The organism is Thioclava sp. F36-6 (assembly GCF_002020305.1).
Classification (GTDB): Bacteria; Pseudomonadota; Alphaproteobacteria; order Rhodobacterales; family Rhodobacteraceae; genus Thioclava; species Thioclava sediminum.
The window spans coordinates 326,904-350,077 of record NZ_MPZX01000002.1 but is presented as its reverse complement, the minus strand read 5'-3'; the positions used below and the strand labels follow the sequence as shown (position 1 = coordinate 350,077).

Below are 23,174 nucleotides of genomic sequence, written 5' to 3'. Positions count from 1 at the left end.
GGGCCAAGACAAGGGGGCGGGCGCGCGAATGCACAGGGTCATGTGCTCTTGCCATTGCCCGCGCCTTGGGCGAGCGTGCGCGCGAAGGAGCCCCCGCATGTATATCTCGATCGCCTCGCTTGTGGGCGCCTATCTTCTGAGCCAGTTCTACCGCACCTGTCTGGCCGTTCTGACGCCCGTTCTGGGCAAGGAAATCGGCGTGACTCCGGGCGATCTCGCCGTGTCTCTGGGGCTTTGGTACGGGGCGTTCGCGCTGATCCAGATCCCGATCGGCGAGGCGCTGGACCGGATCGGGCCGCGCCGCACCGTGGGCGTGTTGATGGCGCTTGGCGGGGGCGGGGGCGCTGCCGTCTTCGCGATGGCGCAGGGGCCGATGGGCATCCACATCGCGATGATCCTGATCGGAGCGGGCTGCGCGCCGGTTCTGGTGGGCAGCTATTTCATCTTCGCGCGCAGCTTCAAGCCAGCGCTGTTCGGCACGCTCGCGGCCTCGATGATCGGGGCGGGGAGCCTTGGCAACCTCGCGGGCGCGGCCCCGCTTGCGGCCTCCATCGAGGCTTTCGGCTGGCGTCCGACGCTCTGGGCGCTCTCGGCGCTGACGCTGCTGGTGGCGGCGCTGATCCTGTGGCTCGCGCGCGATCCCGAGCGGGTAGAGCAGCCTTCAGGCCGCCGCGGCACCGCGCTCGATGTGCTGCGCCTGCCGGGCTTCTGGGTGCTGCTACCGCTGACGGTCGCGAATTACACCGCCGCTGCGGGGATCCGCGGCGTCTGGGCAGGCTCCTATCTGGCCGATGTCTTCGGCGCGGATGCGCAGCTGATCGGTCGGGTGACGCTAGTGATGGGCCTCGCGATGATCGCGGGCAATTTCGCCTATGGCCCGGCGGACAAGATCTTCGGCAGCCACAAGCGGGTCGCGCTTTACGGCAACGCGGTGCTGGCCGTGGCCTTGGCGGTGCTCTTCGTGCTGCCGGGGCAGTCGCTGTGGCTGGCGACGGTTCTTCTGGCGGCGATCGGCTTCTTCGGCGCGTCCTTCCCGGTGATCATGGCGCATGGCCGCACCTTCTACCCGCCGCATTTGACGGGCCGGGGCGTGACGCTGCACAACATGTTCTCGATCATGGGCGTGGCTGCGATGCAATTCGCCTCGCGGCCGGTTTTCGATGCGGTCTCGGTGGGGCATACGCCTGCGGTGGCCTATGGGCTGCTCTTTGCGTTCTTCCTCGCGCCGCTGATGATCGGGTTGGTTTTCTACGTTTTCGCCCGCGACAGCGGCGATGGCATGAGCTAAACCCATCGCATGACCCGGCTCGGATTTCTGATCAATCGTACGCTGCGGCGCGAGGCCCCGCTGGCCGCGCTCTCCGTCTCGCAAAAGGCATTGCTGGGCGATCTGACGGGCAGGTCTGTCGCGCTCGTGGGCAATGCGCGTGCGCTGGCCGAGGGGCACGCGGGGGCAGCGATCGACGCGCATGACGTGGTGATCCGGATCAACCGCGCGCCGATGCCCTCGGCCAAAAGCCACGGCACGCGCACCGACTGGCTGGCGCTTGCGACCTCACTGCCCGAAGCCGAGCGCGCCCGCATCGCGCCGTCGCGCATCCTGTGGATGAGCCACAAGCGCAAGCGGCTCGATTGGCAGACCGCCACGAGCCCCGGTTTCTACCTGCATCCGCTGGACGACTACGAAGGGCTGAAGCTCAAGCTCGGCGCGCAACCCACGACCGGCGCGATGCTGATCGAGATGCTCCTGCGCTCGGATCTGGCGCGGCTCGACCTCTACGGCTTCGATTTCTTCGCCTCGCTTTCGCTGTCGGGACGACGCTCGGCGGACAAGGTGCCGCATGATTTCGCCGCGGAAGCGGAGATGGTTGGTGGGTTTCTTGCCTCCGATCCGCGTATCATTCGGAACTAACGGGGCGTCGAACCCCTTTCATTTCCTGACGTAAAGCGGTAGGAAGCCGCGTTCTATTCGAGCAAGGAGGTCCTCATGGGCTATAAAGTCGTCGTTGCGGGCGCCACGGGGAACGTGGGCCGCGAAATGCTGAACATCCTGGCCGAGCGCCAGTTCCCGGTCGATGAACTGGTGCCGCTCGCGTCGCGCCGGAGCCTCGGCACAGAGGTCAGCTTTGGCGATCAGACCCTGAAGACTAAAGATATCGAGGGTTTCGATTTCACCGGCTATGACATCGCGCTGTTTGCGATCGGCTCGGACGCCACGAAGAAATACGCGCCCATTGCCGCCAAGCAGGGCTGCGTGGTGATCGATAACTCGTCACTCTACCGCTACGACCCGGACGTGCCGCTGGTCGTGCCGGAGGTGAACCCGGAAGCCGTCGACGGTTACGCGAAGAAAAACATCATCGCCAACCCGAACTGCTCGACCGCGCAGATGGTCGTGGCGCTCAAGCCGCTGCATGACCGCGCCAAGATCAAGCGCGTCGTGGTTTCGACCTACCAGTCGGTGTCGGGCTCGGGCAAAGAGGCGATCGATGAGCTTTGGAACCAAACCAAGGGCATGTATGTCCCCGGTCAGGAAGTGGAGCCGAAGGTCTATCCGAAGCAGATCGCTTTCAACGTGATCCCGCATATCGACGTGTTCCTCGATGACGGGTCCACCAAGGAAGAGTGGAAGATGGTCGCCGAGACCAAGAAGATCGTCGACCCGGCGATCAAGCTGACCGCTACCTGCGTGCGCGTGCCGGTCTTCGTGGGCCACTCGGAAGCGATCAACATCGAGTTCGAGGAGTTCCTCGACGAGGACGAAGCGCGCGACATCCTGCGCGAGGCGCCCGGCATCATGGTCGTCGATAAGCGCGAAGATGGCGGCTACGTCACCCCGGTCGAATGCGTCGGCGATTTCGCCACCTTCATCTCGCGCATCCGTCAGGACTCGACCATCGAGAACGGCCTGAACATCTGGTGCGTTTCGGACAACCTGCGCAAGGGCGCAGCGCTGAACGCGGTGCAGATCGCCGAGACGCTGGGCAAGCGCGTGCTCAAGAAGGGCTGAGCGTTCGGCCTTTTTGGAATTGGGAGGCGCCCGGTCGGAAGATCGGGCGTTTTTCTTTTGGCGGTGTTTTCTGAGACGAGGGTTTGCCCGGGCGTCCAGCCCGGGCCGCGCCCGACCCTCCCCCCGGGAGGGCGCATTGGCGATGTCATCGCGCGCATCACCGTCACTCGGGCTTGCGAGATAAAGCGCCTGGCCACAGGCGAATCGAAGCGCCCACCCAAGGCTCGGGCGCGTCCCTTACCGCGTGACCCGCTTCACCCCCAGATACGGCCCTTCGCCCGCCGCCGCGATCCGCGCCTTGGCGGCCTCGATCCCCTCATAGGCCACGCTCATCGTATGACCGTTGGCATGGATCATCGTCTCGCCATCGCAAGCGAGCGCGACATGGCCTTTCCAGAACAGTAAGTCGCCACGCTTCAGCGGCGCGCCCTCCGGCACGACATCTCCCATCTCCGCCCATTGTAGATCGCTGTCGCCCGGTACGGACTGCCCGCAGAGCGCGAAACCGATCTGCACCAGACCCGAGCAGTCGATCCCTCCGCGGCTGTTGCCACCCCACAGATAGGGCGTGCCCAGCAGCCGCTCGGCCACCGCGACCGGATCGTCCTCGGGCTGATCGAGCGCGCGCAGATGCTGGCGCGGCACGAAGCCCTCGGCGGTCACGGCGAACATGCCGTCGTCCCCGGTCACTGCCAGACGCGCGCCCATCGAGAGCTGCATAACTTCGCCACGTTTGATTGCCGCCTCGCGATAGACATGCGTTGCGGGTGCGGTGACGACATGGGTGGCCGGTTCGGGCGTGCCGAAGGCATCGGCGGCGATCCAGCCACAATAGCCATCCAATGCGGCCTGCACGAAGGCGAAGCCGTCGCGCTGGTCAATCACAGTCACCGCGGCGCCAAAAAGAAGCTGCCGGTCACGCAAGCTTCCGGGCTCGGGGCAAAGATCGGTCACGGGCACGACGATCCGCGCGGGCATGCCGTGGGTGAAGCCTTCCGCCTCGATTTGACCGCGCAGGGTCTCCAGCGCGATCTCGCCTGAATAGGGCAGACGGCGACGGTCGGTCATTTCAGCACCTTGGGCAGGGCTGCGAGGATCGCCCGCGCGCCTTGGCCGACCCCGCCTTTCGGGCGGGCGGGGGCGGCGGCGGGCTGCCAGCCGTAGATATCGAAATGGGCGAAACGCTCGGTCTCGGTCACGAAGCGGCGCAGGAACAGCGCCGCGGTGATCGAGCCTGCCATGCCGCCCGAAGGCGCATTGTCGAGATCGGCGATGCCGGGCTCGATCTTCGCCTCGTAGGGCGCCCAGAACGGCATCCGCCAGAGCGGATCGGCCACCTCGCCCGAGGCCGTCGCCAAGGCCTGCGCGACGCCCTCGTCATCGGTGTAGAACGGGTGAATGTCCGGCCCCAAAGCGACCCGTGCCGCCCCCGTCAGCGTCGCCATGCAGATCATCAGATCGGGCGGGGTTTCATCGGCATAGGCCAGCGCATCGGCCAGCACCAGCCGCCCCTCGGCATCGGTATTGTTGATCTCGACGCTCAGCCCCTTGCGGCTGGTCAGGATGTCGCCGGGGCGGAAACTGTCGCCGCCGACCGAGTTCTCCACCGCCGGGACCAGCACACGCAGGCGCAGCTTCGCGCCGGTCGCCATGATCATATGGGCCAGCCCCAGAACGGTGGCCGAGCCGCCCATATCCTTCTTCATCAGCCCCATCGAGGCTCCGGGCTTGAGGTTCAGCCCGCCCGTGTCGAAACAGACGCCCTTGCCGACCAGCGTCAGCGTCGGCCCCTCGTTGCCCCAGCTCACCTCGATCAGCCGCGGCGTGCGCGGGGAGGCGCGGCCCACCGCGTGGATCATCGGGAAGTTCTGCGTCAGAAGGTCGTCGCCCTTGATCACCTTGGCCTCTGCGCCGTGACGCTCGGCCAAAAGGCGCGCAGCACCCTCCAGCTCGTCCGGCCCCATATCGGAAGCGGGGGTGTTGATCAGGTCACGCGTGAAGGCCTCGCCCTCGGCCACGGCTTCGATCTGCGCCGCATCCAAGCCCTCCGGGCAGACCAGCCGCGCTTTCGGCGGCGCGGCCTCGGCATAGCGGCCGAACCGATAGCCCGCGAGCAACCAGCCAAGCGCCGTTTCCGCCTTCAACTCTTCAGACAGGTCGCCCTCGATCCGCCATGCGCCTTCGGGCAGGTTTGACGCCGCCCGCGTCAGAGAGAACCGCTCGCGCGCCCGTGCCGCATCAGTCCCGAGGCCCAGCAGCGCCGCCTCCGCGCCATCCGGCCCGGGCAGCAGGGCGACCTGACCTGCGCTCGCCTTGAAGCCCGTCGCTTCGACGAAGGCGCGCTGCGCGGGGGGCAGATCGGCCAGAGCCTGCTCCAACCCCTCGGGTGCGACGGCGATCAGCGCGCGCGCGGGCGCGTCGGCCTCGGCGAAGCGCATCGCGGGGCGCGGGGCGAGAAAGGAAAACTCGGCGGGGACATCGGGGGTCTTGTCTGCGCTCATGGGGGGCGGCTCCTTGGCTCTGGTGGTTGCTTTCGTCCCAGAGCCTAGCGCCGCCGTGCCTGCCCGCAAGGGCTGATCGCTCACGCCTCAGGAAGACAGGTTGCCGATATCCCAGACCTCGGTGAGCGAGCGTTCCGCGATCCGGCCCAGCCGCGCCATCACCGCCGCCTGCGCCACCGCATCGCCGCCCGAGATGCAGTCCAGAAGGTCGCGCGCCGTGCTGACCATCGACACCAGCCCGACCTGTTCGGCAAGCTCCATCACTTCGACGATCGCGCGGCGTAGCTTGCCGCATTGGCCCGATTTCGTGGCCTCTTCCAACGCGCTGAGATGGAAGGCGAGATCTTCGACCGTGGCGCAGATCACCCGCTCCGCCCCGTCCTGTCCCAACTCCGCATAGAGCACCACCAGCCGCGCCGTATCCAACGACATCTTTTCCTTGCAGCGCAAGCGAGACACCTGTGTCACCCCGACACCCCCTTTGATTTCACCATCGCCCGGGCGGTAACGTGATCGAGAGGTCTCAAGATTTCGTTGAGCGATACGGAAAATCTTCTCGAAACCCGGCGCGCAACGCGCTATTTGACGCAGCGATAAGACGCCAGACACCAGACGAGGGATCGATGAGAGAGCATGTGAAACCGCTGCCCAGCTACCTTGTGAGCCGTTATCAAGGATGGCACGCCACCGCCTATGACGAGAACCGCGCCTGGTATCGCCGCCTCGCCTCCGAAGGGCAGCGCCCGCGTTCGATGATCATCGCCTGCTGCGATAGCCGCGTGCATGTGACCTCAATGTTCGGCGCGGATCAGGGTGAGTTCTTCATCCACCGCAACATCGCGAACCTCGTGCCGGAATTCACGCCCGATGGCGATCACCACGGCACCTCGGCTGCGGTCGAATATGCGGTGACCAGCCTGAAGGTCGCGCATCTGATCGTGCTGGGCCACTCCAATTGCGGCGGTGTCGCGGGCTGCCATGCGATGTGTTCGGGCCATGCGCCGGAGCTGGAGGAGAAAAGCTCCTTCGTCGGCACCTGGCTGAACCTGCTGCGCCCCGGCTACGAGCGTGTGACCGAGCTGCCCGAGGATCAGCAGGTGCTGGCGCTCGAGCGTGAGGCTGTGAAAGTCAGCCTCGAGAACCTGATGACCTTCCCCTTCGTGCGCGAGGCGCTCGATGCCGACCGGATGACGCTGCACGGGCTGCGCCACGACATCGGCGAAGGCGTTCTCGAACAGTATGACGCCGACACGGATCGGTTCGAGACGTTCTGAGGCTCTGCATTTTCCGTTGGCCCCCGCGCGGGGCCGACGGCTCCGCTGCGGCGGAAATCCGACTGGTGTTCACGGGCTGTTAAGCTTGATGCGCGAGGCTGGGGGGACCCCGCCAATGCGAACGAGCTTCGACCCGCCATGTCACAATCTGCATCCCGCTCCCATTCTCGGCATCGCCTTGTCTCTCTGCGCCTGCCGCTCGATTTGATCGACCGCATCGCGGCGGAAGCGCGTGCGTTCGGTCTGCCCCCGGCAGAGCTGATCCGGCGCGTGCTGCAGGACGGATTGGCGGAGGAGGCAGTGCTCGAAGCATCCGGTGCGAAAGCGCCGCTGCCGGAGATGCACGCGGTGCAGGAGGCGCTGGATCAGGCGCGCGACTGGTTCGATCTGCAACATCGACTGCGGGGGGAAGGCTTCGTTCTGCGGCTTGCAGGCGGCGGGGCCTTGGGGCTGCATGCATGGCCCACCAACCGCTTCCTGATGCTTCTCGACGAGATCGGGCCGAGCCTGACGGAGTTGGTGCTACGCTTCGGCGCGCCGTTTCCGGGCGATGATGGCGGGCGCACCAAGATCGTCGGTGCGACGGCAGGGCAGGGCGCGTCGGCACGGGCGGTCGCCGCCGAATATGCGGCAGCGCAGGCCGCGCAGGCAGTGGGACCGCAAGCCGCGCCGGACGAGAAGACGCCCGAGGCGACCGAGAAGACTGGCGGCGCAGAGGCGCAGCCCCCCGAGGCGGCGAAGGCCGAACCTCCCGCACGCGGGTTCCTGCGCCTGTCGCCAGCGCTGCTCGCGAAACTGCGGGCTGCAGCCTCCCCGCGAAGCGCAGCCTGAACGCGCGGGGCTGTTCGCGCAGCCTTGCCTTAGCGGAGCACCTGATCGGTGGGCCAGCTGAGCGTGGTCTCGGTGCGGATCGTCTTGGTCTCGCCCGCGCCCAGATCGAAGCGCCATGCGAGCACGCCACGGCGGTGGTCGTAGTCGGTCTCGCTTGCAGGCGGGGTCGCCTTGGTCGTGATCTTCAGGTCTTCCTGTTCGGAATAGGGCACCCGGTCGATCACCCGCATCGGCCAGCCCTTGTCGGTGAGGTTCTTCACCTCGATCTCGACCACCTCGCGGCGCTCATTGGATTTCGAGATGAAGCCGCTGTCGCCCTCCATCGTGTCGGGCATCCGGCGGTCCACGCGGATGCCTTCGATCGGCCCGAAGCCAAGCATCAGATCGTCGCCCGCCGCGACCATCGGCAGATGCGACTGGCCGACCAGCGCGCCATCGGCATAGAGGTTCGCGGGACCGGGCAACAGGATCTCGCCGGTCGCGTTCTTGCCCTCGGCCACGCGATAGGCCTGCGGGTCGGTCAGCGGCGCGGCCTCGGCGAAGACATCCATCGGCAGGGTCTTGGAATCGAGGCTTAGGCGCAGATCGTCCACCCCGTCGCGCAGGTCCACCGCGCTCGGGTAATGATAGGTCACCGTCTCGCCTTGCATCTGCAGATCGGCGCGGTCGCTGATCGCGGCCTCCATCATCGGGGCGGAGGCAGCGCCATCGGACGCGGCGAGGGAACGCTTCATCGGGACCGGCGTGGGCGGCGCATCGGGATCACCGATCCGGGCGAGGCGCGGATAGACCTCGCCGGGCTCCGCCCGCCCGCCGGGACGTGCCGTCGAGAGCGTCAGATCTACGCCACGCCAATCCTCGCCGGTGGCCTGATGGACCGAGACGAACCGCTCCATGTCCACCGCGCTCTTGTCGCGGTCGAGCCGCAGATCGTAGGAGGGCTGCCAGCCCGCGTTCTGGACGTAAGAAGTGATCGTCAGCGTGCCCGAGCCCTGCACTTTGGCGCTCAGCACGTCGTGATCCTCTGCCGGGTTCAGCAGCGCATCGAGCGCAGCCTGTGCCTGCTTCACCGCCTCCTTCGCGGGGTCGAGCGCGGCTTCGGCGCGGCGGGCTTCCGCCTCGGCGGCAATCGCGCGTTCGGTGGCGGAGAGGATCTGATCCTCTACCATCTGCGCCAGCGCGCGCAGCTGTTCAGGCGCGGTTACCTGCGAGTCGGTGTTCTTGAGATAGGTGATCTGGTCGCGCGCGGCCTGCGCCTTCGCGCGGATCACGGCCACCGCGTCTTCCTGTTCCGCAAGCGCCTCTTGCGCCGAGGCCAACCGATCGCGCGCAGATTTCACTGCGGCGCTGTCCTGCCCGCTGATCGCAGGCGCGCGCCCGGAGAGCAGGCTCACCGCGCCGATCTGCACACCGTCGCCCGACACGCGCAGCGTCGAGATGTCGGTGCCCTCGGGAAAGCCCGGCACCAGTAGGTCATGGCTGCCCTCGGGGGTGTCCAGCTTGACCTGCCGCACCACCTGCGCGCCTTGCGGAAAGAGCGTCACGGCCGTGATCTTGCCCGGTGCCTCGATCGTGTCGGCCAAGGCGGGCAGGGCGGTCGCGGCCAGCAGGGCCGCCGTGAGGGTAATGCGCATCGGTTCCTCCCAAATCCGTTCCAGATCGAGCCTGCGTCGCGCCGCGCGCAGTTGCAAGCCATTGAAATCCGGCGCGGGTCGCTACTGGCGGGAACTCGCCAGAGCGTCCGGGGCGCGGGGCAGGGACGCTGTGCCTGCTTGCCCTTGCGTCCGCAGCCGCGCGCGCTTAGGTTGCGCCCTACCTCGGGGTGCCGGACGATCCGGCTGAGATGCGATCCACGCGAACCCGTTGAACCTGAACCGGTTAAGACCGGCGGAGGGAAGGTAGCCGGATCTCCCGGCCCCACTCCGCCCGGCAAGCCCAAGGAGTGAGGCATGAAAACCCACCTGATGCTTGCGGGAGCCCTGAGCCTGATCGCCACGATGGCGGCGGCCGAGGACAAGCCCGTACTCACCGTCTATGCGCCCGATTATTTCACGAGCGAATGGGGCCCCGGCCCTGCGATCGAGAAGGGGTTCGAGGCGACTTGCGATTGCGATCTGAAATTCGTGGCGGGCGATGTGCTGCCGCGGATCCTGCTCGAAGGCGACAAGACCTCTGCCGATATCGCGATCGGCCTGAACACCGACGTGACCGCGAAGGCGCGCGCCACCGGCCTGTTCGCGCCGCATAACGAAGACACCTCCGATCTGACCATGCCGGTCAAATGGGACGATCCGGTCTTCCTGCCCTTCGACTGGTCGGAGCTGGCCTTCGTCTATGACAAGACCAAGCTGAAAAACCCACCCGCGAGCTTCCAGGACCTGCTGAATGCGCCCGACGATGCCTACAAGATCGTCATCGAAGATCCGCGCAGTTCGGTTGCGGGTCTGTCGCTGCTCTTGTGGGTGAAGGACATCTACGGCGACAAGGCCGAAGAGGCCTGGACGAAGATCGCGCCCAAGGTGCTGACCGTGACGCCGGGCTGGTCGGAGGCCTACGGGATGTTCACCGATGGTGAGGCGGATATGGTGCTCAGCTACGTCACCTCGCCCGCCTATCACATCATGGCCGAGGAGGATGACAGCAAGGTCGCCGCGATCTTCCCCGAGGGGCATTACTTCACTCCCGAACTGGTCGCGCAGCTCAAGACCTCGAAACATCCAGAGCTGGCGCAGAAATTCCTCGATTACGTGCTCAGCCCCGATTTTCAGGGCATGATCGCGACGGCGAACTGGTCTTTCCCGGCGAAACTGCCGAAGGATCAACTGCCGGAGGTGTTCCAGAACCTGCCGATGCCCGACAAGACGCTTTATCTGGGTGAGACCGAGGCCGAGAAACTGCGCGGTCCGGCGCTGGACGAATGGCAACGCGCCTTCTCCAGATAAAACGCGCGCCCCTCTGGGCGATGCTGGCGGGTGCGGCTTTGGCCGCGCTCGTCCTTGGGACATTGGCTGCGGTGACGCTCCGCGCGGGCGGGCTGACGGGGTTGCGCGAGACCGACCTCGCCGCGATCCGCTTCACGCTCTGGCAGGCTGCGGCCTCGGCGCTGATCTCCTGCGCGCTGGCGATCCCGGTGGCCCGCGCGCTGCACCGGCGCCGCTTTGCGGGGCGGGGGCTGCTGATCTCGCTCCTCGGGGCGCCCTTCATCCTGCCGGTGATCGTCGCGGTCTTCGGGCTGATCGCGGTCTTCGGACGGCGCGGGCTGGTCAATGCGGCACTGGCGCCCTTCGGCATCGATCCGATCTCGATCTATGGGGCGCAGGGCGTGATCATCGCCCATGTCTTCTTCAACCTGCCGCTGGCCACGCGGATGATCCTGCACGGCTGGGAGGCGATCCCGGCCGAGCGGTTCCGCCTTGCGGCCACGCTGGGCTTCGGCCCGGCCGAGGTCACCCGCCACCTCGAACGCCCGATGCTGCGCAGCGTTCTGCCCGGCGCGTTCCTCGCGATCTTCCTCGTTTGCCTGACCTCCTTTGCAGTGGCGCTTACCTTGGGCGGCGGGCCGCGCGCGACCACGGTGGAGCTGGCGATCTATCAAGCCTTCCGCTTCGATTTTGACATGGGACGCGCGGCGAGCCTTGCGCTGGTGCAGGTCGCGATCTCGGTCGCAGCTCTGCTGATCGCCGCGCGCGCGACCCTGCCGTCGAGCTTCGGCGCGGGGCATGACCGCCGCGCCACACCGATTCCGCAGTTGTCCGGCGGGGCGGATCGCGTGGCCTTCGATACGCTCGCGATCCTTCTGGCAGCCGTCTTCCTGCTGCTCCCCATCGGGGCGGTCTTTGCCCGTGGGCTGCCTGCACTGGTTGAGTTGCCCGAGATGGTCTGGCCCGCCACGCTGACCTCGCTGGTGATCGCGCTGGCCTCGACCGTGATCACTCTTGCCATCGCCCTGCCGCTCGCGCTGGTGGCCACGCGGCAACGCTGGGCGGAGATCGCGGCGATGTTGCCGATGACCGCGTCGAGCCTCGTGATGGGGACCGGCGCTTTCCTGATCGCGCGGCCTTTCGTGAACCCCACGGACCTCGCCCTGCCGATGGTGCTGCTGACCAATGCCGCGCTGTCGGTGCCTTTTGCGACCCGCATCCTGATGCCCGAGATCCGCACGCTTCAGGCTGATTACGACCGGCTCGCCGCCTCGCTCGGGCTGCGCGGCTTCGCCCGGCTGCGCCTGCTGACGGTTCCGCGTCTTGCCCGGCCGCTGGGCTTCTCGGCGGGGCTGGCCGCGGCCTTCTCGATGGGCGATCTGGGCGTCATCACGCTGTTCTCGGACGGACAGACCCGCACCCTGCCGCTGGCGCTTTTCCAGCTCATGGGCTCTTATCGCATGGATCAGGCAGCGGGCGCTGCGAGCCTGCTCCTGATCCTCACCTTCGCGCTTTTCTGGGCGCTCGACCGCGCGGGGCATTATGCTGACCCTCGATAGACTGACCCTCACACAGGGCGATTTCCGCCTCGATGCTGATCTTTCGATCCCGGTCGGTGCGCGCGTCGCACTGATCGGCCCGTCCGGGGCGGGCAAGTCGACGCTGCTCGCGGCCATCGCCGGGTTCTTGTCGCCCGCGAGTGGCCGCATCCTCTGGCAGGGCGAGGACATCACCGCGACGCCGCCGGGGGAACGCCCGCTCTCGATCCTGTTTCAGGATCAGAACCTCTTCCCGCATCTGCGGCTCGAGACCAATCTCGCGCTCGGCCTGAACCCGAAAGGCAAGATCGACGCCACCGACCGCGCCCGGATCGAGACGGCGCTGGCCCGCGTCGGGCTCGAAGGGATGGAGAAACGCAAGCCCGGTGCGCTGTCGGGCGGGCAGCACAGCCGGGCGGGGCTCGCGCGGACGCTGCTTCGCGGCCGCCCGATCCTGCTGCTGGACGAGCCTTTCGCGGCGCTGGGGCCCGCGCTGAAATCCGAGATGCTGGCTTTGGTGGCCGAGATAGCCCGCGAACAGGGCACGACGGTGCTGATGGTCAGTCACGATCCCGAGGATGCGCGTGCGCTTTGTCCGCAGACGGTTCTGGTGGCCGAGGGTCGCGCCCATGCGCCGCAAGAGACCGGACCGCTTCTCGACGATCCGCCGCCTGCGCTGCGGGACTATCTGGGGAGTTAGGGGCGCTGCCCCTCTTCGCTGGCGCGAATTCACCCGGGGATATTTGACCAATAGCGAAGGGGAGATCGCTCTCTTATCTTCGCCTTGGTCCAAATATCCCGGGGGTCCGGGGGCAGCGCCCCCGGCCTTGGGTTTAGTAGATCACGACCGAGCGGATCGACTCGCCCGCATGCATCAGGTCGAAGGCCTTGTTGATGTCTTCGAGCGGCATCGTGTGGGTGATCATCGAGTCGATCTCGATCTTGTCGTTCATGTACCACTCGACGAATTTCGGCACATCGGTCCGACCCTTGGCGCCGCCGAATGCGGTGCCTTTCCACGTCCGGCCCGTGACGAGCTGGAACGGGCGGGTGCCGATCTCGGCTCCCGCGGGTGCGACGCCGATGATGACCGACACGCCCCAGCCACGATGCGAGCATTCCAGCGCGTCGCGCATCACCTGCACATTGCCCGTGGCGTCGAAGGAATAGTCCACGCCGCCGATCTGGTCGCGCTCGGTCTTGGTCAGGTTGACGATCTGCTGCACCACCGGAACGTCCGATTTCGAGGGGTTCACGAAATGGGTCATGCCGAACTTGCGCGCCATTTCCTCTTTGCCGTCATTCAGGTCCACGCCGATGATCATGTCGGCACCCGCCATGCGCAGGCCCTGAATCACGTTCAGACCGATGCCGCCGAGGCCGAAGACCGCTGCAGTGGAGCCGATCTCGACGCCCGCGGTGTTGATCACCGCGCCGATGCCGGTGGTGACGCCGCAGCCGATATAGCAGATCTTCTCGAACGGCGCGTCGTCGCGGACCTTGGCGAGCGCGATCTCGGGCATCACCGTGTGGTTCGCGAAGGTCGAGCAGCCCATGTAGTGATAGATCGGCGTGCCATCGAGCATCTTGAAGCGCGTGGTGCCGTCGGGCATCAGGCCCTGACCTTGGGTGTTGCGGATCGCGGTGCAGAGGTTCGTCTTGCCCGAGAGGCAGGACGGGCATTCGCGGCATTCCGGGGTGTAGAGCGGGATCACGTGATCGCCCGGCTTCAGCGTGGTGACGCCTTCGCCGACTTCCAGCACGACACCCGCGCCTTCATGGCCGAGGATGGTCGGGAAGATGCCCTCGGGGTCAGCGCCCGAGCGGGTGAATTCGTCGGTGTGGCAGATGCCGGTGGCCTTGATCTCGACGAGCACTTCGCCCGCTTTCGGGCCGTCCAGCTCCACTTCCATGATTTCGAGCGGTTTTCCCGCCTCGAGCGCGACTGCGGCACGGGTTCTCATGGGCGCATACTCCTTGTATAAATTCCGCAATAGCCTGCGTTATCGGCGCGGCCAATGCAATGAAGGGTGCGACATGTTGAAACGATTTTTCGTCATGGGTTCGATGCTGGCGCTTGCGGCCTGCGATCCCGCGGGTCCGATGAGCGAGACCCCCACGGATAGCGCCTCTCCCGCGCCTCAGGCCGAAGCGCCCGCGCCCTATGTCACTCCGCCTGTCACCCTCACCAAGGGCGGCTTGCAGGAGCGTGAGCCCGACACTTGCGGCGCGGTGAACTACACCTCGGTCCTGGGTCAACCGGCGGCGCAGATCCAGACGCTGGGGATCACCAAACCCTATCGCATCGTGGAATGGCGCGGCGTCGAGGATCAGGTCTACAATCCGCAGCGCGTCGTGTTCCGGCTCGACTCGCGCGGGAATGTCTACAACATCGATTGCGGGTGAGCCTGATGGAACGGAGCAGGGCGCGGATCGGTCTGATTGTCACATTTGGGGTCGCAGTCTTCGGGATCGCGGCCTGCCAGCCGCACCGCATGCCACCCCGTTCGGGTCCGCCCGCGGCGGGCGCCTGTCCGCCGCCCGGACTTGCGGCGCTGGAAGGGCGGCCTGAATCGGTGCTGGCGGGGCTTACCCTCGCGCGGCCCCACCGCATCATTCATCCGGGCGATGCGGTGACGATGGATTACGCCCCGGATCGGGTGAATTTCGAGATCGACGAGAGCGGCACGATCGCGGCGGTGCGCTGCTACTAGGGCAGAGAGTGCTGCGGATCGGGAAAAGGAAAAGCCCCGTGTCTGACCAGGACACGAGGCTTTTCTGCAGGAGGGAAAAGCGCCCGACGATGCGAACTGGGTGGGGGCTGTTTACCGCACCGTCGGGCTTTTAGCGTTTTCCGCTGATTTGAAGGTGGCGTGGAAACCCGGCAGGAAGGCGCAGGAAATCAGGCATTTTCGCGGTCTTATTCCGGCGCGGCAAAGGCGCATGCAACCTTAGCGCGGGTGGGCTTGATTTGCGCCACGCGCGATGTACCCTTTGTAAATGACGGTTCAAACGCCTTCCCCCCATCCGAACCCTTCCGGCGTGCCGGAGCAGATCGCGTTCGATCGCTCCGAGCTTGGCGTGATCCTGTCGCTTTACGGGCGCGCGGTCGCGGCTGGGGAGTGGCGCGATTACGGGATGAGTTTCCTGCGCGATGTCGCGGTTTTCTCGATCTTTCGCCGCGCCGCCGAAGTGCCGATCTACCGGATCGAGAAACGGCCCGCGCTGCGCTCGAAACAGGGGCAATATGCGGTGATCGGGCAGCAGGGGCAGGTGCTGCGGCGCGGCCACGATCTGCGTCAGGTGCTGCGCGTGCTCGAGCGCAAGCTGATCCGCGCGGTGGAGTGAGCGCGTCCCGCGCGCAACCAAGGTCTTTCTAAGCTGCCGCGCCCAATGCCATGCGCGTTGCCTCGCAGCCCCTGACTTGCTAAGCCAGCGCCGAAGGAAACCTGCGAGGCGCGCGTCCCATGTCGTTCAACACTTTCGGTCATCAGTTCCGCGTCACCACCTGGGGCGAAAGCCACGGGCCCGCGCTTGGCGCGACGGTGGATGGCTGCCCGCCCGGCATTGAGATCGACGAGGCGTTCATCCAGCAATTCCTCGACCGTCGCCGTCCGGGCCAGTCGAAAGAGACGACCCAGCGCAAGGAGCCCGATGGGGTGCGCATCCTGTCGGGTGTGTTCGAGGGCAAGACGACCGGCACGACGATCCAGCTGATGATCGAGAATACCGATCAGCGCTCGAAGGATTACGGCGAGATCGCGCGGCAGTTCCGCCCCGGTCATGCCGATATCACCTATCACCAGAAATACGGTGTCCGCGATTATCGCGGCGGCGGGCGTTCCAGCGCGCGCGAGACGGCGGCGCGTGTGGCCGCAGGGGGTGTCGCGCAGGCCGCGCTGCGCCAATTGATCCCCGATCTGCAGATCTATGGCTACATGGTGCAGATGGGCGCGAAACATCTGGACCGCGCGAAGTTCGACCGGGACGCGATCCTGCAAAACCCGTTCTTCCTGCCCGATGCCGAGGCAGCGGATGAATGGGCCGATTACCTCGCCGCGATCCGCAAGGGCCAGAACTCGGTGGGCGCCGCGATTGAGGTGGTGGCCGAGGGCTGCCCGGCAGGTCTGGGCGCGCCGATCTACGCCAAGATGGATGCCGAGCTGGCCGCCGCGATGATGTCGATCAACGCTGTGAAAGGCGTCGAGATCGGCGAAGGTATGGCCTCGGCAGCCCTGACCGGCGTCGACAATGCCGACGAGATGGTGATGGGGCCCGACGGCGTCGAATATCTGTCGAACCACGCAGGCGGCATCCTTGGCGGGATCACCACGGGCCAGCCGATCACGGTGCGGTTTGCGGTGAAGCCGACCTCGTCGATCCTGACGCCGCGCCGCTCGGTCAATGTCGCGGGCGAAGAGGTTGAGGTGATCACCAAGGGCCGTCATGACCCCTGTGTCGGCATCCGCGCGGTGCCGGTGGCCGAGGCGATGATGGCCTGTGTGATCCTTGATCAGTTCCTGATGGATCGGGCGCAGACCGGCGGTGTCCGCGGCACGATCGGCTGAGGGGGCGCTGTCCCCGTCGCTGGAGGGCGGCATTTGCGAGGAGAGAGGGGGCGCTGCCCCCGCTCCTTCGGAGCCCCCCGGGACATTTTCGCCAAGCCGACGACAGGCAGCGGTCTGCCGGGCGCCGGTGCAGAGCGCCATGACGTCACGTGTGCGACCTTGCGGGATGTGAACCGCCCGGTTTATTCTGCGGGCCCGGGTCGGTTTCCCGGGACCGGAGGGCAGATGTCACAGGCAGATCAGATCAATCGCGGGCGCAAGTTCGATCAGGTGCTCGAAGGGGCGCGGACGATCTTTCTGCGTGACGGGTTCGACGGGGCCTCGGTCGACGACATCGCCAAGGAAGCGGGCGTGTCGAAAGCCACGCTTTACAGCTATTTCCCCGACAAGCGGCTGATGTTCGTCGAGGTCGTGCGCTCGCAACTGAAAGAGCAGACCGACAGCGCGGTCGCCACGATCGATTTCGGCGCAGCCCCCGAGGTGGTGCTGTCGCTTGCAGCCGCGCAGATCGTCGACTCGATGAGCTGCAAGCTGAACCAGGGGCTCTACCGGCTCTGCGTCGCCGAATCCGAACGATTTCCCGAACTGGGCCGCGCCTTTTACGCGGCCGGGCCGGAGCTGGTGCATGAGCTGCTGATGGACTATCTGCGCTGTGCTGCCGATCGGGGCGAGCTGGTGATCGACGATATCGACCTTGCCGCCTACCTCTTCATCGAGCTGTGCAAGTCGGAACTGCACCCGAAGCTCCTGTTCGGGATTTGCGACAGCTTCACCGGCGAGCAGAAAGAGCGCGTGATCCGGGGCGCGGTCGCGATGTTCCTCGCACGCTACGGGGCGAAGGCCTGATCAGGCCAGATCGCGCACCATCCACTGATTGCCCTCGCCGCGCTGCAACTGGAAGCGTCCCGTCTTGATCAGCAGGTCCGAGAGCTTCGCGCTGCCATAGGTGCGGGTGTCGAAATCCGGGTTGGCCTGCGTGATGAACTGGCCGAGCTGGCCCAGCGAATACCATTCCTCTTCCAGACCGATCGCTTTCATCGCGTTGACGATGATCGGGATCGCGGCTTTGGGTTCCTGCTTGCCGCCCGAGGATTTCGGGGCGCTGGTGCTGCTGGTCTTGTCCGAAGTCGGCTTGGCGGTGGTGTCGGCGGTGCTATCGCCATTGCCGAGGTTCTCGACATAGATGAAGCGTTTGCAGGCCTTGCGGAAGGCCTCGGGCGTCTTCTGTTCGCCGATGCCATAGACGTCCAGCCCTTGCTCGCGGATGCGGGCGGCGAGGCGGGTGAAATCGCTGTCCGAGGAGACCAGTACGAAGCCGTCGAACAGGTCCGAATGCAGGAAGTCCATCGCCGCGATGACGAGGCCGATATCGGAGGCGTTCTTGCCTTTGGTGTTGGCGAATTGCTGATCCGCGACGAGGCCCAGTTCGGCCACGCGTTTGGCCCAGCCCGCGAGGCGCTGCGCCGACCAGTCGCCGTAGATGCGGCGCACCGAGGCTTCGCCCAGCGAGGCGATCTCTTCGAAGATCGCTTCGGCATATCCGGCGGGGACGTTATCGGCGTCAATCAGCACGCACAGGCGCGGGGCGCGGGAGGCGGGGCTGATATGGGGCAGCTCGGAAATGTCGGGCATTGTTACTCCTGTTGTCCCTTCCCAGATAGCCCGCTTGCCCGCGACATCCAAGAGCGCGGGCGCATTGCGCGGCGTCAGCGGAGGGAGAATTTCAGCGGCCCTCCGGCCCGTCATACTGGCGTTCGACCTTGGCGACGCGCAGCGCGTAATGGCGATACCAGCGATCCTTGCCGAGTTGCCGCGCGAGTTGGTGCTTCGCCACCGCCTTCCACGCGATCAGCGCGGCCTCGTCGGCCCAGTAGCTGACGGTCAGGCCGAAGCCTGTTCCATCGCGTGCGCTCTCCATCCCGATATATCCGGGCTGCTCTGCGGCGAGCGCGGCCATCTGTTCGGCCATCGCGCCATAGCCCTGATCGCTCGCCCCGGGCAGAGAGGCGAAGATCACCGCGTAATAGGGCGGGTCGGGCAGGGGCGCGAATCCGGGGGGCGGGGTGGACATCGGGCATCTCCAGAGAACGGAAAACGCCCCCTCGCGGGCGAGGGGGCGTTCATCAGTCTAGCAGGTCGAGCCCGGGCTTACAGGTCGAACTTCTTGCCCTTATGCGGCGCCCAGAGCTTCTTGTTGGTCAGGTACAGGAGCGTGCTCAGCACCGCCAGCATCAGCACCGCGACGAAGCCCCAGCGCTTGCGCGATTCCAGCTTCGGCTCGGCCGTCCACATCAGGTAGGCAGCAACGTCCTGAGCCATCTGTTCGACGGTGGCGGGCGTGCCGTCCTCATATTCGATGAGGTCTTCCGAGAGCGGCGGAGGCATGGCGATCCAACCACCCGGGAAGGTGTGGTTGCCGTAGAAATACGAGCCTGCCTCTTCCTTCTCTTCGCCGGTGTAACCGGTCAGGACCGAGTAGATATACTCGGGGCCACCGATGCCGCGGAAGAACTGGTTGATGCCGAGGCCGTAGGGGCCGTGGAAGCCTGCACGCGCTTTCGCCATCAGCGACAGATCCGGACCCATGCCCATGCCGGAGATGAACGGGAAGTGGTCGGTCTCCTTGCCGGGGCGCTCTTCGCCGGTTTCCTTGTCCATCACGGTGAACTCGGCAGCATAGGCGCGCACCCAGGCCGGGTCCATCATCGGGCCGCCCTGATCAGCGAGCGTGCGGAAGGCGACATAGCGCAGGCCGTGGCAGGCCGAGCAGACCTCCCGGTAGACCTGGAAGCCGCGACGCAGCTGCTGTTGGTCGAAGGTCCCGAAGGGGCCCTCGAAGGAGAAGTCGATATCCTCGACATGGCTTTCGCCGCTTTCGGCCGCCATCGCCGGGGAGGCCAGGGCGCTTGCCCCGATCACCAGCGCCGACAGGGCAGAGATCAGAAGATGTTTCATTTGGTGTCCCTCTTCCTTACTCATTCAGCCGATTTGATGTCGTAGTGGTGGTTGAAGTCTTCCTCGATCGTCGCCGGCAGCGGCTGCGGCTTCTCGATCAGACCCAGCAGCGGCAGGATCACGAGGAAATAGACGAACCAGTAGGTCGCGCCGATCAGCGAGATGTAAGGATAGATCCCGTCGGTCGGCATCGCGCCCACCCACATCAGCACCATGAAGTCGATCGCCAGCAGCCAGAACCACCATTTGAACATCGGGCGGTAGGCGCCCGAGCGCACTTTCGAGGTGTCGAGCCACGGGGCCAGCGCCATCACGAGGATCGCGCCGAACATCGCGAGCACGCCGAAGAACTTCGCGTCGACGATGCCGAAGGTGATCCAGTTGACGAACATCACGGCCCAGACGTCCGAGGTGAAGGCACGCAGGATCGCGTAGAACGGCAAGAAGTACCATTCGGGCACGATGTGTGCAGGCGTCGCCAGCGGGTTCGCCTCGATGTAGTTGTCGGGGTGGCCGAGATAGTTCGGCATGAAGCCCACGACCGCAGCGAAGACCAGCAGGATCACGGCGAGCGCGAAGAGGTCCTTGATCACGAAATAGGGCCAGAAGGGCAGGGTGTCCTTCTCGGCTTCCGCTTTCGAGCCGGTGCGGACCGGAACGCCCGTCGGGTTGTTGTTGCCCGTGGTGTGGAAGGCCCAGATGTGGACGACGACGAGCGCAGCGATCACGAAGGGCAGCAGGTAGTGCAGCGAGAAGAAGCGGTTCAGCGTCGCGTTGTCCACCGCCGGGCCGCCCAGCAGCCAGGCCTGGATCGACTCGCCGATGCCCGGGATCGCGCCGAACAGGCCGGTGATCACGGTCGCACCCCAGAAGGACATCTGACCCCAGGGCAGAACGTAGCCCATGAACGCCGTGCCCATCATGCACAGGTAGATGATCATGCCGATGATCCAGGTGATCTCGCGGGGCGCCTTGTAGGAGCCGTAATAGAGGCCGCGGAAGATGTGGATATAGACGGCGAGGAAGAACAGCGAGGCGCCGTTCGCGTGAATGTAGCGCAGCATGTAGCCGCCATTCACGTCGCGCATGATGTGCTCGACCGAGGCGAAGGCCAGATCGACATGCGGGGTGTAATGCATCACCAGAACGATGCCGGTGACGATCTGCAGCACGAGGCAGAAGGCCAGCACGATGCCCCAGATCCACCACCAGTTCAGGTTCTTGGGGGTGGGGATCATGATCGTGTCATAGATCAGCCCGATGATCGGAAGACGCTTATGCGTCCATTTCTCGAAGCCCGTCTTGGGCTCGTAATGGTCGTGGGGAATGCCCGACATTTAAATGCCTCCTCAGCCCAGCTTGATGGTGGTTTCATCGGTGAACTGGGCCACCGGAATATCGAGATTGCGCGGTGCGGGGCCTTTGCGGATCCGGCCGGCGGTGTCGTAATGCGACCCGTGGCAGGGGCAGAACCAGCCGTGGTAGTCCCCGGAGCCGTTGCCGATCGGCACGCAGCCCAAGTGGGTGCACACGCCGATCATCACCAGCCATTCGCCCGCCTCGTCGAGGGTGCGGTTCTCGTCGGTCGCTTCGGCGCCCGGCTTGTTCGCGTTCTCGGCGGAGGTGTCGACCAGATCGGAGAGCGGCACTTCACGCCCCAGTTCGATCTCTTCCTCGGTGCGGCGGCGGATGAAGACCGGCTTGCCGCGCCATTTCACCGTGAGCTGCGTGCCGGTCTCGACGCCCGAGATGTCGACATAGATCGACGAGAGCGCCTTGACGTCGGCCGAGGCATTCATCTGGTTCACCAGCGGCCAGACGGCTGCGCCGGTCACCACCGCGCCGGTGCCGGCGGTGGCGTAGTAGAGGAAATCCCTCCGGGTGCCTGCGTTATTATCTGCGTGGGACACGTTGTCTCTCCTTCCCGGGCCCGCGAGGGGGCCGATAGTGACGTGCCGGGGCACGTCGCGAGGTGCCGCCAAACATGGCCGCTCTCATACCAATCACGAATTTGTCAGTCCAGAACACATTCGCCTGAATTTGTGTTGAGGGGCAGTTAAATGTCGCTCTTGCAACAGATCACCCAAGGTCAATGGCCATGCGCATCGGCGAAGGGGGCCGCGCGAGAAGCTCGACGCACAAATACTGCTCCCTATTGGGGAAAAGCGATTCGTGGCCTTAAAAACATATAACAAATTCGCATTTTTGAAGATGATCGGGCCCCACGCGGCGCCTATCGCACCCCGTATGCTGGCCCCTCAACATGTAGTATCCGCCGTCCTTCCATTCAGTCGGGCGCGAGCAGGTAACCCAGACCGCGCACCGTCTGCAGATAGCGCGGCTCGCGGGGGTCGCGCTCGATCTTTCGGCGCAGGCGCGTGATCTGAACGTCGACCGCCCGATCGCCGCCGCCTTCCTCGCCACTGCCGCGCTCGCGGCCCAGCTCCTCGATCAGTTCCGTGCGGCTGACCACGTCGCCCGCATGAGTCGCGAAGATGCGCATCAGCTGCACCTCGGTAGCGGTCAGCTTCACCAGCGCATCGCCATCCCACAGCTCGCCCCGCTCCTGATCGTATTTCAGGGGCCCCAGCGAGAGGTATTTCGGACCGCTCTCGGTCTCCTGCGGCACCCGGCGCAGGATCGCGTTGATCCGCAGCAGCAGTTCCTTCGGCTCGAACGGTTTCGCGAGATAGTCGTCGGCGCCCGCTTCCAGCCCCTCGATCCGCTCGCGTGTTTCGCCGCGCGCCGTCAGCAGCAGGATCGGCGTGGCGATCGATCTGGCGCGCAGATCGCGGGTCAGCGACAGCCCGTCCTCGCCCGGCATCATCACATCCATCACGATCAGGCTGAATTCCAGCCCCGACAGCAGCGACCGCGCATGGGCCGCGTCGCGCGCGGCAGTGACGAGAAAACCGTTGCGCTGCAGAAAGCTCTTCAGCAGCGTCCGGATGCGCTCGTCATCGTCGACGATGAGGAGATGAGGGTCGGCCGAGTAGGGCATCAGTCGTCTTTCATCATTTGATAGAGCTTGTGTAAGTCGGGGCCCATCATCGCCTCCAGCACCTGCCGGAAGCCTGCCACCGCTTGCGGTCCCGCCGCGCGATAGGCAGAGCGCATCCGGCCCCGCTGCGCCTCGGACAGCGCGCGTTCCAGCGTCTCGCCCTCGGCCGTCAGATGCAACCGCCGCTCGCGCTTGTCGCGGGTGCCGACGCGGCTTTCCACCAGCCCGTCTTCGATCAGCGTGCGCAGCACCCGGTTGAGCGATTGCTTGGTCACGCCCAGAACGGCGAGCAGCGTCGTCACGGTCAGCCCCGGCTGGCGGTTGATGAAATGCAGCGCGCGGTGATGCGCGCGCCCGTAGCCGTATTCTTCGAGCAGACGGTCAGGATCGGCGGTAAAGGCGCGATAGGCGAAGAACATCGCCTCGATGCCTTTGCGCAATTGTTCGTCCGTCAGAAAAAGAAGTGTCTCGCCCCCGGGGCTTCCGCTATCTGCCATATCGTCCCTCTCTTTTGCGTGACTTTATGTCAGCCTTGTTGACTATCCAAGACTCAACTGCTACCGCAGAGCAGTTTT

The 23,174-nt window shown here is 65.6% G+C and carries 25 protein-coding genes and 1 riboswitch; of the genes, 13 read left to right on the top strand and 12 right to left on the bottom strand.

Features of this window, described 5'->3' with window-relative positions:
• The first annotated feature begins 97 nt into the window (after positions 1-97).
• From BMI88_RS08750 to BMI88_RS08740, 3 genes are all read left to right on the top strand, one after another.
• Complete coding sequence (locus BMI88_RS08750; protein WP_078547858.1) at positions 98-1,288, top strand: MFS transporter; 1,191 nt, start codon at positions 98-100, stop codon at positions 1,286-1,288.
• Positions 1,289-1,297: 9 nt separating this feature from the next.
• Positions 1,298-1,912: a glycosyltransferase family 29 protein gene (locus tag BMI88_RS08745; RefSeq protein ID WP_078547856.1), complete on the top strand. Its 615-nt coding sequence runs from the start codon at positions 1,298-1,300 to the stop codon at positions 1,910-1,912.
• A 75-nt stretch (positions 1,913-1,987) separates the two neighbouring features.
• Complete coding sequence (locus BMI88_RS08740; RefSeq protein ID WP_078547854.1) at positions 1,988-3,010, top strand: aspartate-semialdehyde dehydrogenase; 1,023 nt, start codon at positions 1,988-1,990, stop codon at positions 3,008-3,010.
• A gap of 237 nt (positions 3,011-3,247) precedes the next feature.
• Here BMI88_RS08740 and BMI88_RS08735 read toward each other — a convergent pair whose 3' ends face one another.
• From BMI88_RS08735 to BMI88_RS08725, 3 genes are all read right to left on the bottom strand, one after another.
• The gene (locus tag BMI88_RS08735) at positions 3,248-4,078 is read right to left on the bottom strand and encodes an NlpC/P60 family protein (RefSeq protein ID WP_078547852.1); all 831 of its coding nucleotides are present in this window, start codon (positions 4,076-4,078) and stop codon (positions 3,248-3,250) included.
• Positions 4,075-5,511: a leucyl aminopeptidase family protein gene (locus BMI88_RS08730; protein WP_246831851.1), complete on the bottom strand. Its 1,437-nt coding sequence runs from the start codon at positions 5,509-5,511 to the stop codon at positions 4,075-4,077. Before BMI88_RS08730 ends, BMI88_RS08735 begins: the two co-directional genes overlap by 4 nt.
• 87 nt (positions 5,512-5,598) lie before the next feature.
• Complete coding sequence (locus BMI88_RS08725; protein ID WP_078547851.1) at positions 5,599-5,943, bottom strand: hypothetical protein; 345 nt, start codon at positions 5,941-5,943, stop codon at positions 5,599-5,601.
• A gap of 191 nt (positions 5,944-6,134) precedes the next feature.
• Here BMI88_RS08725 and BMI88_RS08720 point away from each other — a divergent pair, with 191 nt between their 5' ends.
• Together BMI88_RS08720 and BMI88_RS08715 are read left to right on the top strand one after the other, a co-directional pair.
• Positions 6,135-6,785: a carbonic anhydrase gene (locus BMI88_RS08720; protein WP_078547849.1), complete on the top strand. Its 651-nt coding sequence runs from the start codon at positions 6,135-6,137 to the stop codon at positions 6,783-6,785.
• A gap of 138 nt (positions 6,786-6,923) precedes the next feature.
• Entirely contained in the window at positions 6,924-7,616 is a 693-nt protein-coding gene (locus BMI88_RS08715; protein WP_078547847.1) for a hypothetical protein, read from the top strand.
• 29 nt (positions 7,617-7,645) lie between these two features.
• Here the strand turns inward: BMI88_RS08715 and BMI88_RS08710 are convergent, their stop codons facing one another.
• Positions 7,646-9,250 (bottom strand): DUF4139 domain-containing protein, encoded by a 1,605-nt coding sequence (locus BMI88_RS08710; protein ID WP_078547845.1) that lies wholly within the window; start codon positions 9,248-9,250, stop codon positions 7,646-7,648.
• Positions 9,251-9,424: 174 nt separating this feature from the next.
• A riboswitch (TPP riboswitch) is annotated at positions 9,425-9,529 on the top strand.
• A 36-nt stretch (positions 9,530-9,565) separates the two neighbouring features.
• Here BMI88_RS08710 and thiB point away from each other — a divergent pair.
• Genes thiB through BMI88_RS08695 form a run of 3 tightly spaced genes read left to right on the top strand, consistent with a single transcriptional unit; the run spans position 9,566 to position 12,775 of the window.
• The gene (gene thiB / locus BMI88_RS08705; protein ID WP_078547843.1) at positions 9,566-10,558 is read left to right on the top strand and encodes a thiamine ABC transporter substrate binding subunit; all 993 of its coding nucleotides are present in this window, start codon (positions 9,566-9,568) and stop codon (positions 10,556-10,558) included.
• The gene (locus BMI88_RS08700; protein ID WP_078547841.1) at positions 10,534-12,096 is read left to right on the top strand and encodes a thiamine/thiamine pyrophosphate ABC transporter permease ThiP; all 1,563 of its coding nucleotides are present in this window, start codon (positions 10,534-10,536) and stop codon (positions 12,094-12,096) included. Before thiB ends, BMI88_RS08700 begins: the two co-directional genes overlap by 25 nt.
• Complete coding sequence (locus BMI88_RS08695) at positions 12,080-12,775, top strand: ATP-binding cassette domain-containing protein (RefSeq protein ID WP_078547839.1); 696 nt, start codon at positions 12,080-12,082, stop codon at positions 12,773-12,775. Before BMI88_RS08700 ends, BMI88_RS08695 begins: the two co-directional genes overlap by 17 nt.
• 133 nt (positions 12,776-12,908) lie before the next feature.
• Here the strand turns inward: BMI88_RS08695 and BMI88_RS08690 are convergent, their stop codons facing one another.
• Positions 12,909-14,039, bottom strand: a complete 1,131-nt coding sequence (locus BMI88_RS08690; RefSeq protein WP_078547837.1) for an S-(hydroxymethyl)glutathione dehydrogenase/class III alcohol dehydrogenase — start codon at positions 14,037-14,039, stop codon at positions 12,909-12,911.
• A 73-nt stretch (positions 14,040-14,112) separates the two neighbouring features.
• On the opposite strand from BMI88_RS08690, the gene BMI88_RS08685 reads away from it, so the two are divergent.
• The 5 genes from BMI88_RS08685 (at position 14,113) to BMI88_RS08665 (ending at position 17,489) form a co-directional block, all read left to right on the top strand.
• On the top strand, positions 14,113-14,481 hold the full coding sequence (locus BMI88_RS08685; RefSeq protein WP_078547835.1) for an I78 family peptidase inhibitor: 369 nt from the start codon (positions 14,113-14,115) through the stop codon (positions 14,479-14,481).
• Positions 14,482-14,570: 89 nt separating this feature from the next.
• On the top strand, positions 14,571-14,789 hold the full coding sequence (locus tag BMI88_RS08680; protein WP_078549726.1) for an I78 family peptidase inhibitor: 219 nt from the start codon (positions 14,571-14,573) through the stop codon (positions 14,787-14,789).
• 286 nt (positions 14,790-15,075) lie between these two features.
• Positions 15,076-15,423: a DUF2794 domain-containing protein gene (locus BMI88_RS08675; protein ID WP_078547833.1), complete on the top strand. Its 348-nt coding sequence runs from the start codon at positions 15,076-15,078 to the stop codon at positions 15,421-15,423.
• 119 nt (positions 15,424-15,542) lie between these two features.
• Complete coding sequence (aroC, locus tag BMI88_RS08670) at positions 15,543-16,643, top strand: chorismate synthase (RefSeq protein WP_078547831.1); 1,101 nt, start codon at positions 15,543-15,545, stop codon at positions 16,641-16,643.
• A 225-nt stretch (positions 16,644-16,868) separates the two neighbouring features.
• Positions 16,869-17,489 carry a TetR/AcrR family transcriptional regulator gene (locus BMI88_RS08665; protein WP_078547829.1) on the top strand — a complete coding sequence of 207 codons (621 nt, stop codon included), beginning with the start codon at positions 16,869-16,871 and terminating at the stop codon, positions 17,487-17,489.
• On the opposite strand, the gene BMI88_RS08660 is transcribed toward BMI88_RS08665, so the two are convergent.
• From BMI88_RS08660 to BMI88_RS08630, 7 genes are all read right to left on the bottom strand, one after another.
• The gene (locus tag BMI88_RS08660; RefSeq protein WP_078547827.1) at positions 17,490-18,275 is read right to left on the bottom strand and encodes an NYN domain-containing protein; all 786 of its coding nucleotides are present in this window, start codon (positions 18,273-18,275) and stop codon (positions 17,490-17,492) included.
• Positions 18,276-18,366: 91 nt separating this feature from the next.
• Complete coding sequence (locus BMI88_RS08655) at positions 18,367-18,714, bottom strand: antibiotic biosynthesis monooxygenase (protein ID WP_078547825.1); 348 nt, start codon at positions 18,712-18,714, stop codon at positions 18,367-18,369.
• Between the two features lie 77 nt (positions 18,715-18,791).
• Entirely contained in the window at positions 18,792-19,529 is a 738-nt protein-coding gene (locus BMI88_RS08650) for a cytochrome c1 (protein ID WP_269780201.1), read from the bottom strand.
• Between the two features lie 89 nt (positions 19,530-19,618).
• Positions 19,619-20,935 (bottom strand): cytochrome b, encoded by a 1,317-nt coding sequence (gene petB, locus BMI88_RS08645; protein ID WP_078542807.1) that lies wholly within the window; start codon positions 20,933-20,935, stop codon positions 19,619-19,621.
• Between the two features lie 12 nt (positions 20,936-20,947).
• The gene (petA, locus tag BMI88_RS08640) at positions 20,948-21,508 is read right to left on the bottom strand and encodes a ubiquinol-cytochrome c reductase iron-sulfur subunit (protein WP_078520169.1); all 561 of its coding nucleotides are present in this window, start codon (positions 21,506-21,508) and stop codon (positions 20,948-20,950) included.
• A gap of 377 nt (positions 21,509-21,885) precedes the next feature.
• The gene (locus BMI88_RS08635; protein WP_078542808.1) at positions 21,886-22,599 is read right to left on the bottom strand and encodes a response regulator transcription factor; all 714 of its coding nucleotides are present in this window, start codon (positions 22,597-22,599) and stop codon (positions 21,886-21,888) included.
• Positions 22,599-23,096, bottom strand: coding sequence for a MarR family transcriptional regulator (locus tag BMI88_RS08630; protein WP_075775697.1), 498 nt, complete (start codon positions 23,094-23,096; stop codon positions 22,599-22,601). The genes BMI88_RS08635 and BMI88_RS08630 overlap by 1 nt, the downstream gene beginning before the upstream one ends.
• Positions 23,097-23,174: the final 78 nt, after the last annotated feature.

Coding starts and splice junctions, on each gene's coding strand:
- BMI88_RS08750 (WP_078547858.1), top strand. CDS start 98: ATGTATATCTCGATCGCCTCGCTTGTGGGCGCCTATCTTCTGAGCCAG.
- BMI88_RS08745 (WP_078547856.1), top strand. CDS start 1,298: ATGACCCGGCTCGGATTTCTGATCAATCGTACGCTGCGGCGCGAGGCC.
- BMI88_RS08740 (WP_078547854.1), top strand. CDS start 1,988: ATGGGCTATAAAGTCGTCGTTGCGGGCGCCACGGGGAACGTGGGCCGC.
- BMI88_RS08735 (WP_078547852.1), bottom strand. CDS start 4,078: ATGACCGACCGTCGCCGTCTGCCCTATTCAGGCGAGATCGCGCTGGAG.
- BMI88_RS08730 (WP_246831851.1), bottom strand. CDS start 5,511: ATGAGCGCAGACAAGACCCCCGATGTCCCCGCCGAGTTTTCCTTTCTC.
- BMI88_RS08725 (WP_078547851.1), bottom strand. CDS start 5,943: ATGTCGTTGGATACGGCGCGGCTGGTGGTGCTCTATGCGGAGTTGGGA.
- BMI88_RS08720 (WP_078547849.1), top strand. CDS start 6,135: ATGAGAGAGCATGTGAAACCGCTGCCCAGCTACCTTGTGAGCCGTTAT.
- BMI88_RS08715 (WP_078547847.1), top strand. CDS start 6,924: ATGTCACAATCTGCATCCCGCTCCCATTCTCGGCATCGCCTTGTCTCT.
- BMI88_RS08710 (WP_078547845.1), bottom strand. CDS start 9,250: ATGCGCATTACCCTCACGGCGGCCCTGCTGGCCGCGACCGCCCTGCCC.
- thiB (WP_078547843.1), top strand. CDS start 9,566: ATGAAAACCCACCTGATGCTTGCGGGAGCCCTGAGCCTGATCGCCACG.
- BMI88_RS08700 (WP_078547841.1), top strand. CDS start 10,534: ATGGCAACGCGCCTTCTCCAGATAAAACGCGCGCCCCTCTGGGCGATG.
- BMI88_RS08695 (WP_078547839.1), top strand. CDS start 12,080: ATGCTGACCCTCGATAGACTGACCCTCACACAGGGCGATTTCCGCCTC.
- BMI88_RS08690 (WP_078547837.1), bottom strand. CDS start 14,039: ATGAGAACCCGTGCCGCAGTCGCGCTCGAGGCGGGAAAACCGCTCGAA.
- BMI88_RS08685 (WP_078547835.1), top strand. CDS start 14,113: ATGTTGAAACGATTTTTCGTCATGGGTTCGATGCTGGCGCTTGCGGCC.
- BMI88_RS08680 (WP_078549726.1), top strand. CDS start 14,571: ATGCCACCCCGTTCGGGTCCGCCCGCGGCGGGCGCCTGTCCGCCGCCC.
- BMI88_RS08675 (WP_078547833.1), top strand. CDS start 15,076: ATGACGGTTCAAACGCCTTCCCCCCATCCGAACCCTTCCGGCGTGCCG.
- aroC (WP_078547831.1), top strand. CDS start 15,543: ATGTCGTTCAACACTTTCGGTCATCAGTTCCGCGTCACCACCTGGGGC.
- BMI88_RS08665 (WP_078547829.1), top strand. CDS start 16,869: ATGTCACAGGCAGATCAGATCAATCGCGGGCGCAAGTTCGATCAGGTG.
- BMI88_RS08660 (WP_078547827.1), bottom strand. CDS start 18,275: ATGCCCGACATTTCCGAGCTGCCCCATATCAGCCCCGCCTCCCGCGCC.
- BMI88_RS08655 (WP_078547825.1), bottom strand. CDS start 18,714: ATGTCCACCCCGCCCCCCGGATTCGCGCCCCTGCCCGACCCGCCCTAT.
- BMI88_RS08650 (WP_269780201.1), bottom strand. CDS start 19,529: ATGGCGGCCGAAAGCGGCGAAAGCCATGTCGAGGATATCGACTTCTCC.
- petB (WP_078542807.1), bottom strand. CDS start 20,935: ATGTCGGGCATTCCCCACGACCATTACGAGCCCAAGACGGGCTTCGAG.
- BMI88_RS08635 (WP_078542808.1), bottom strand. CDS start 22,599: ATGCCCTACTCGGCCGACCCTCATCTCCTCATCGTCGACGATGACGAG.
- BMI88_RS08630 (WP_075775697.1), bottom strand. CDS start 23,096: ATGGCAGATAGCGGAAGCCCCGGGGGCGAGACACTTCTTTTTCTGACG.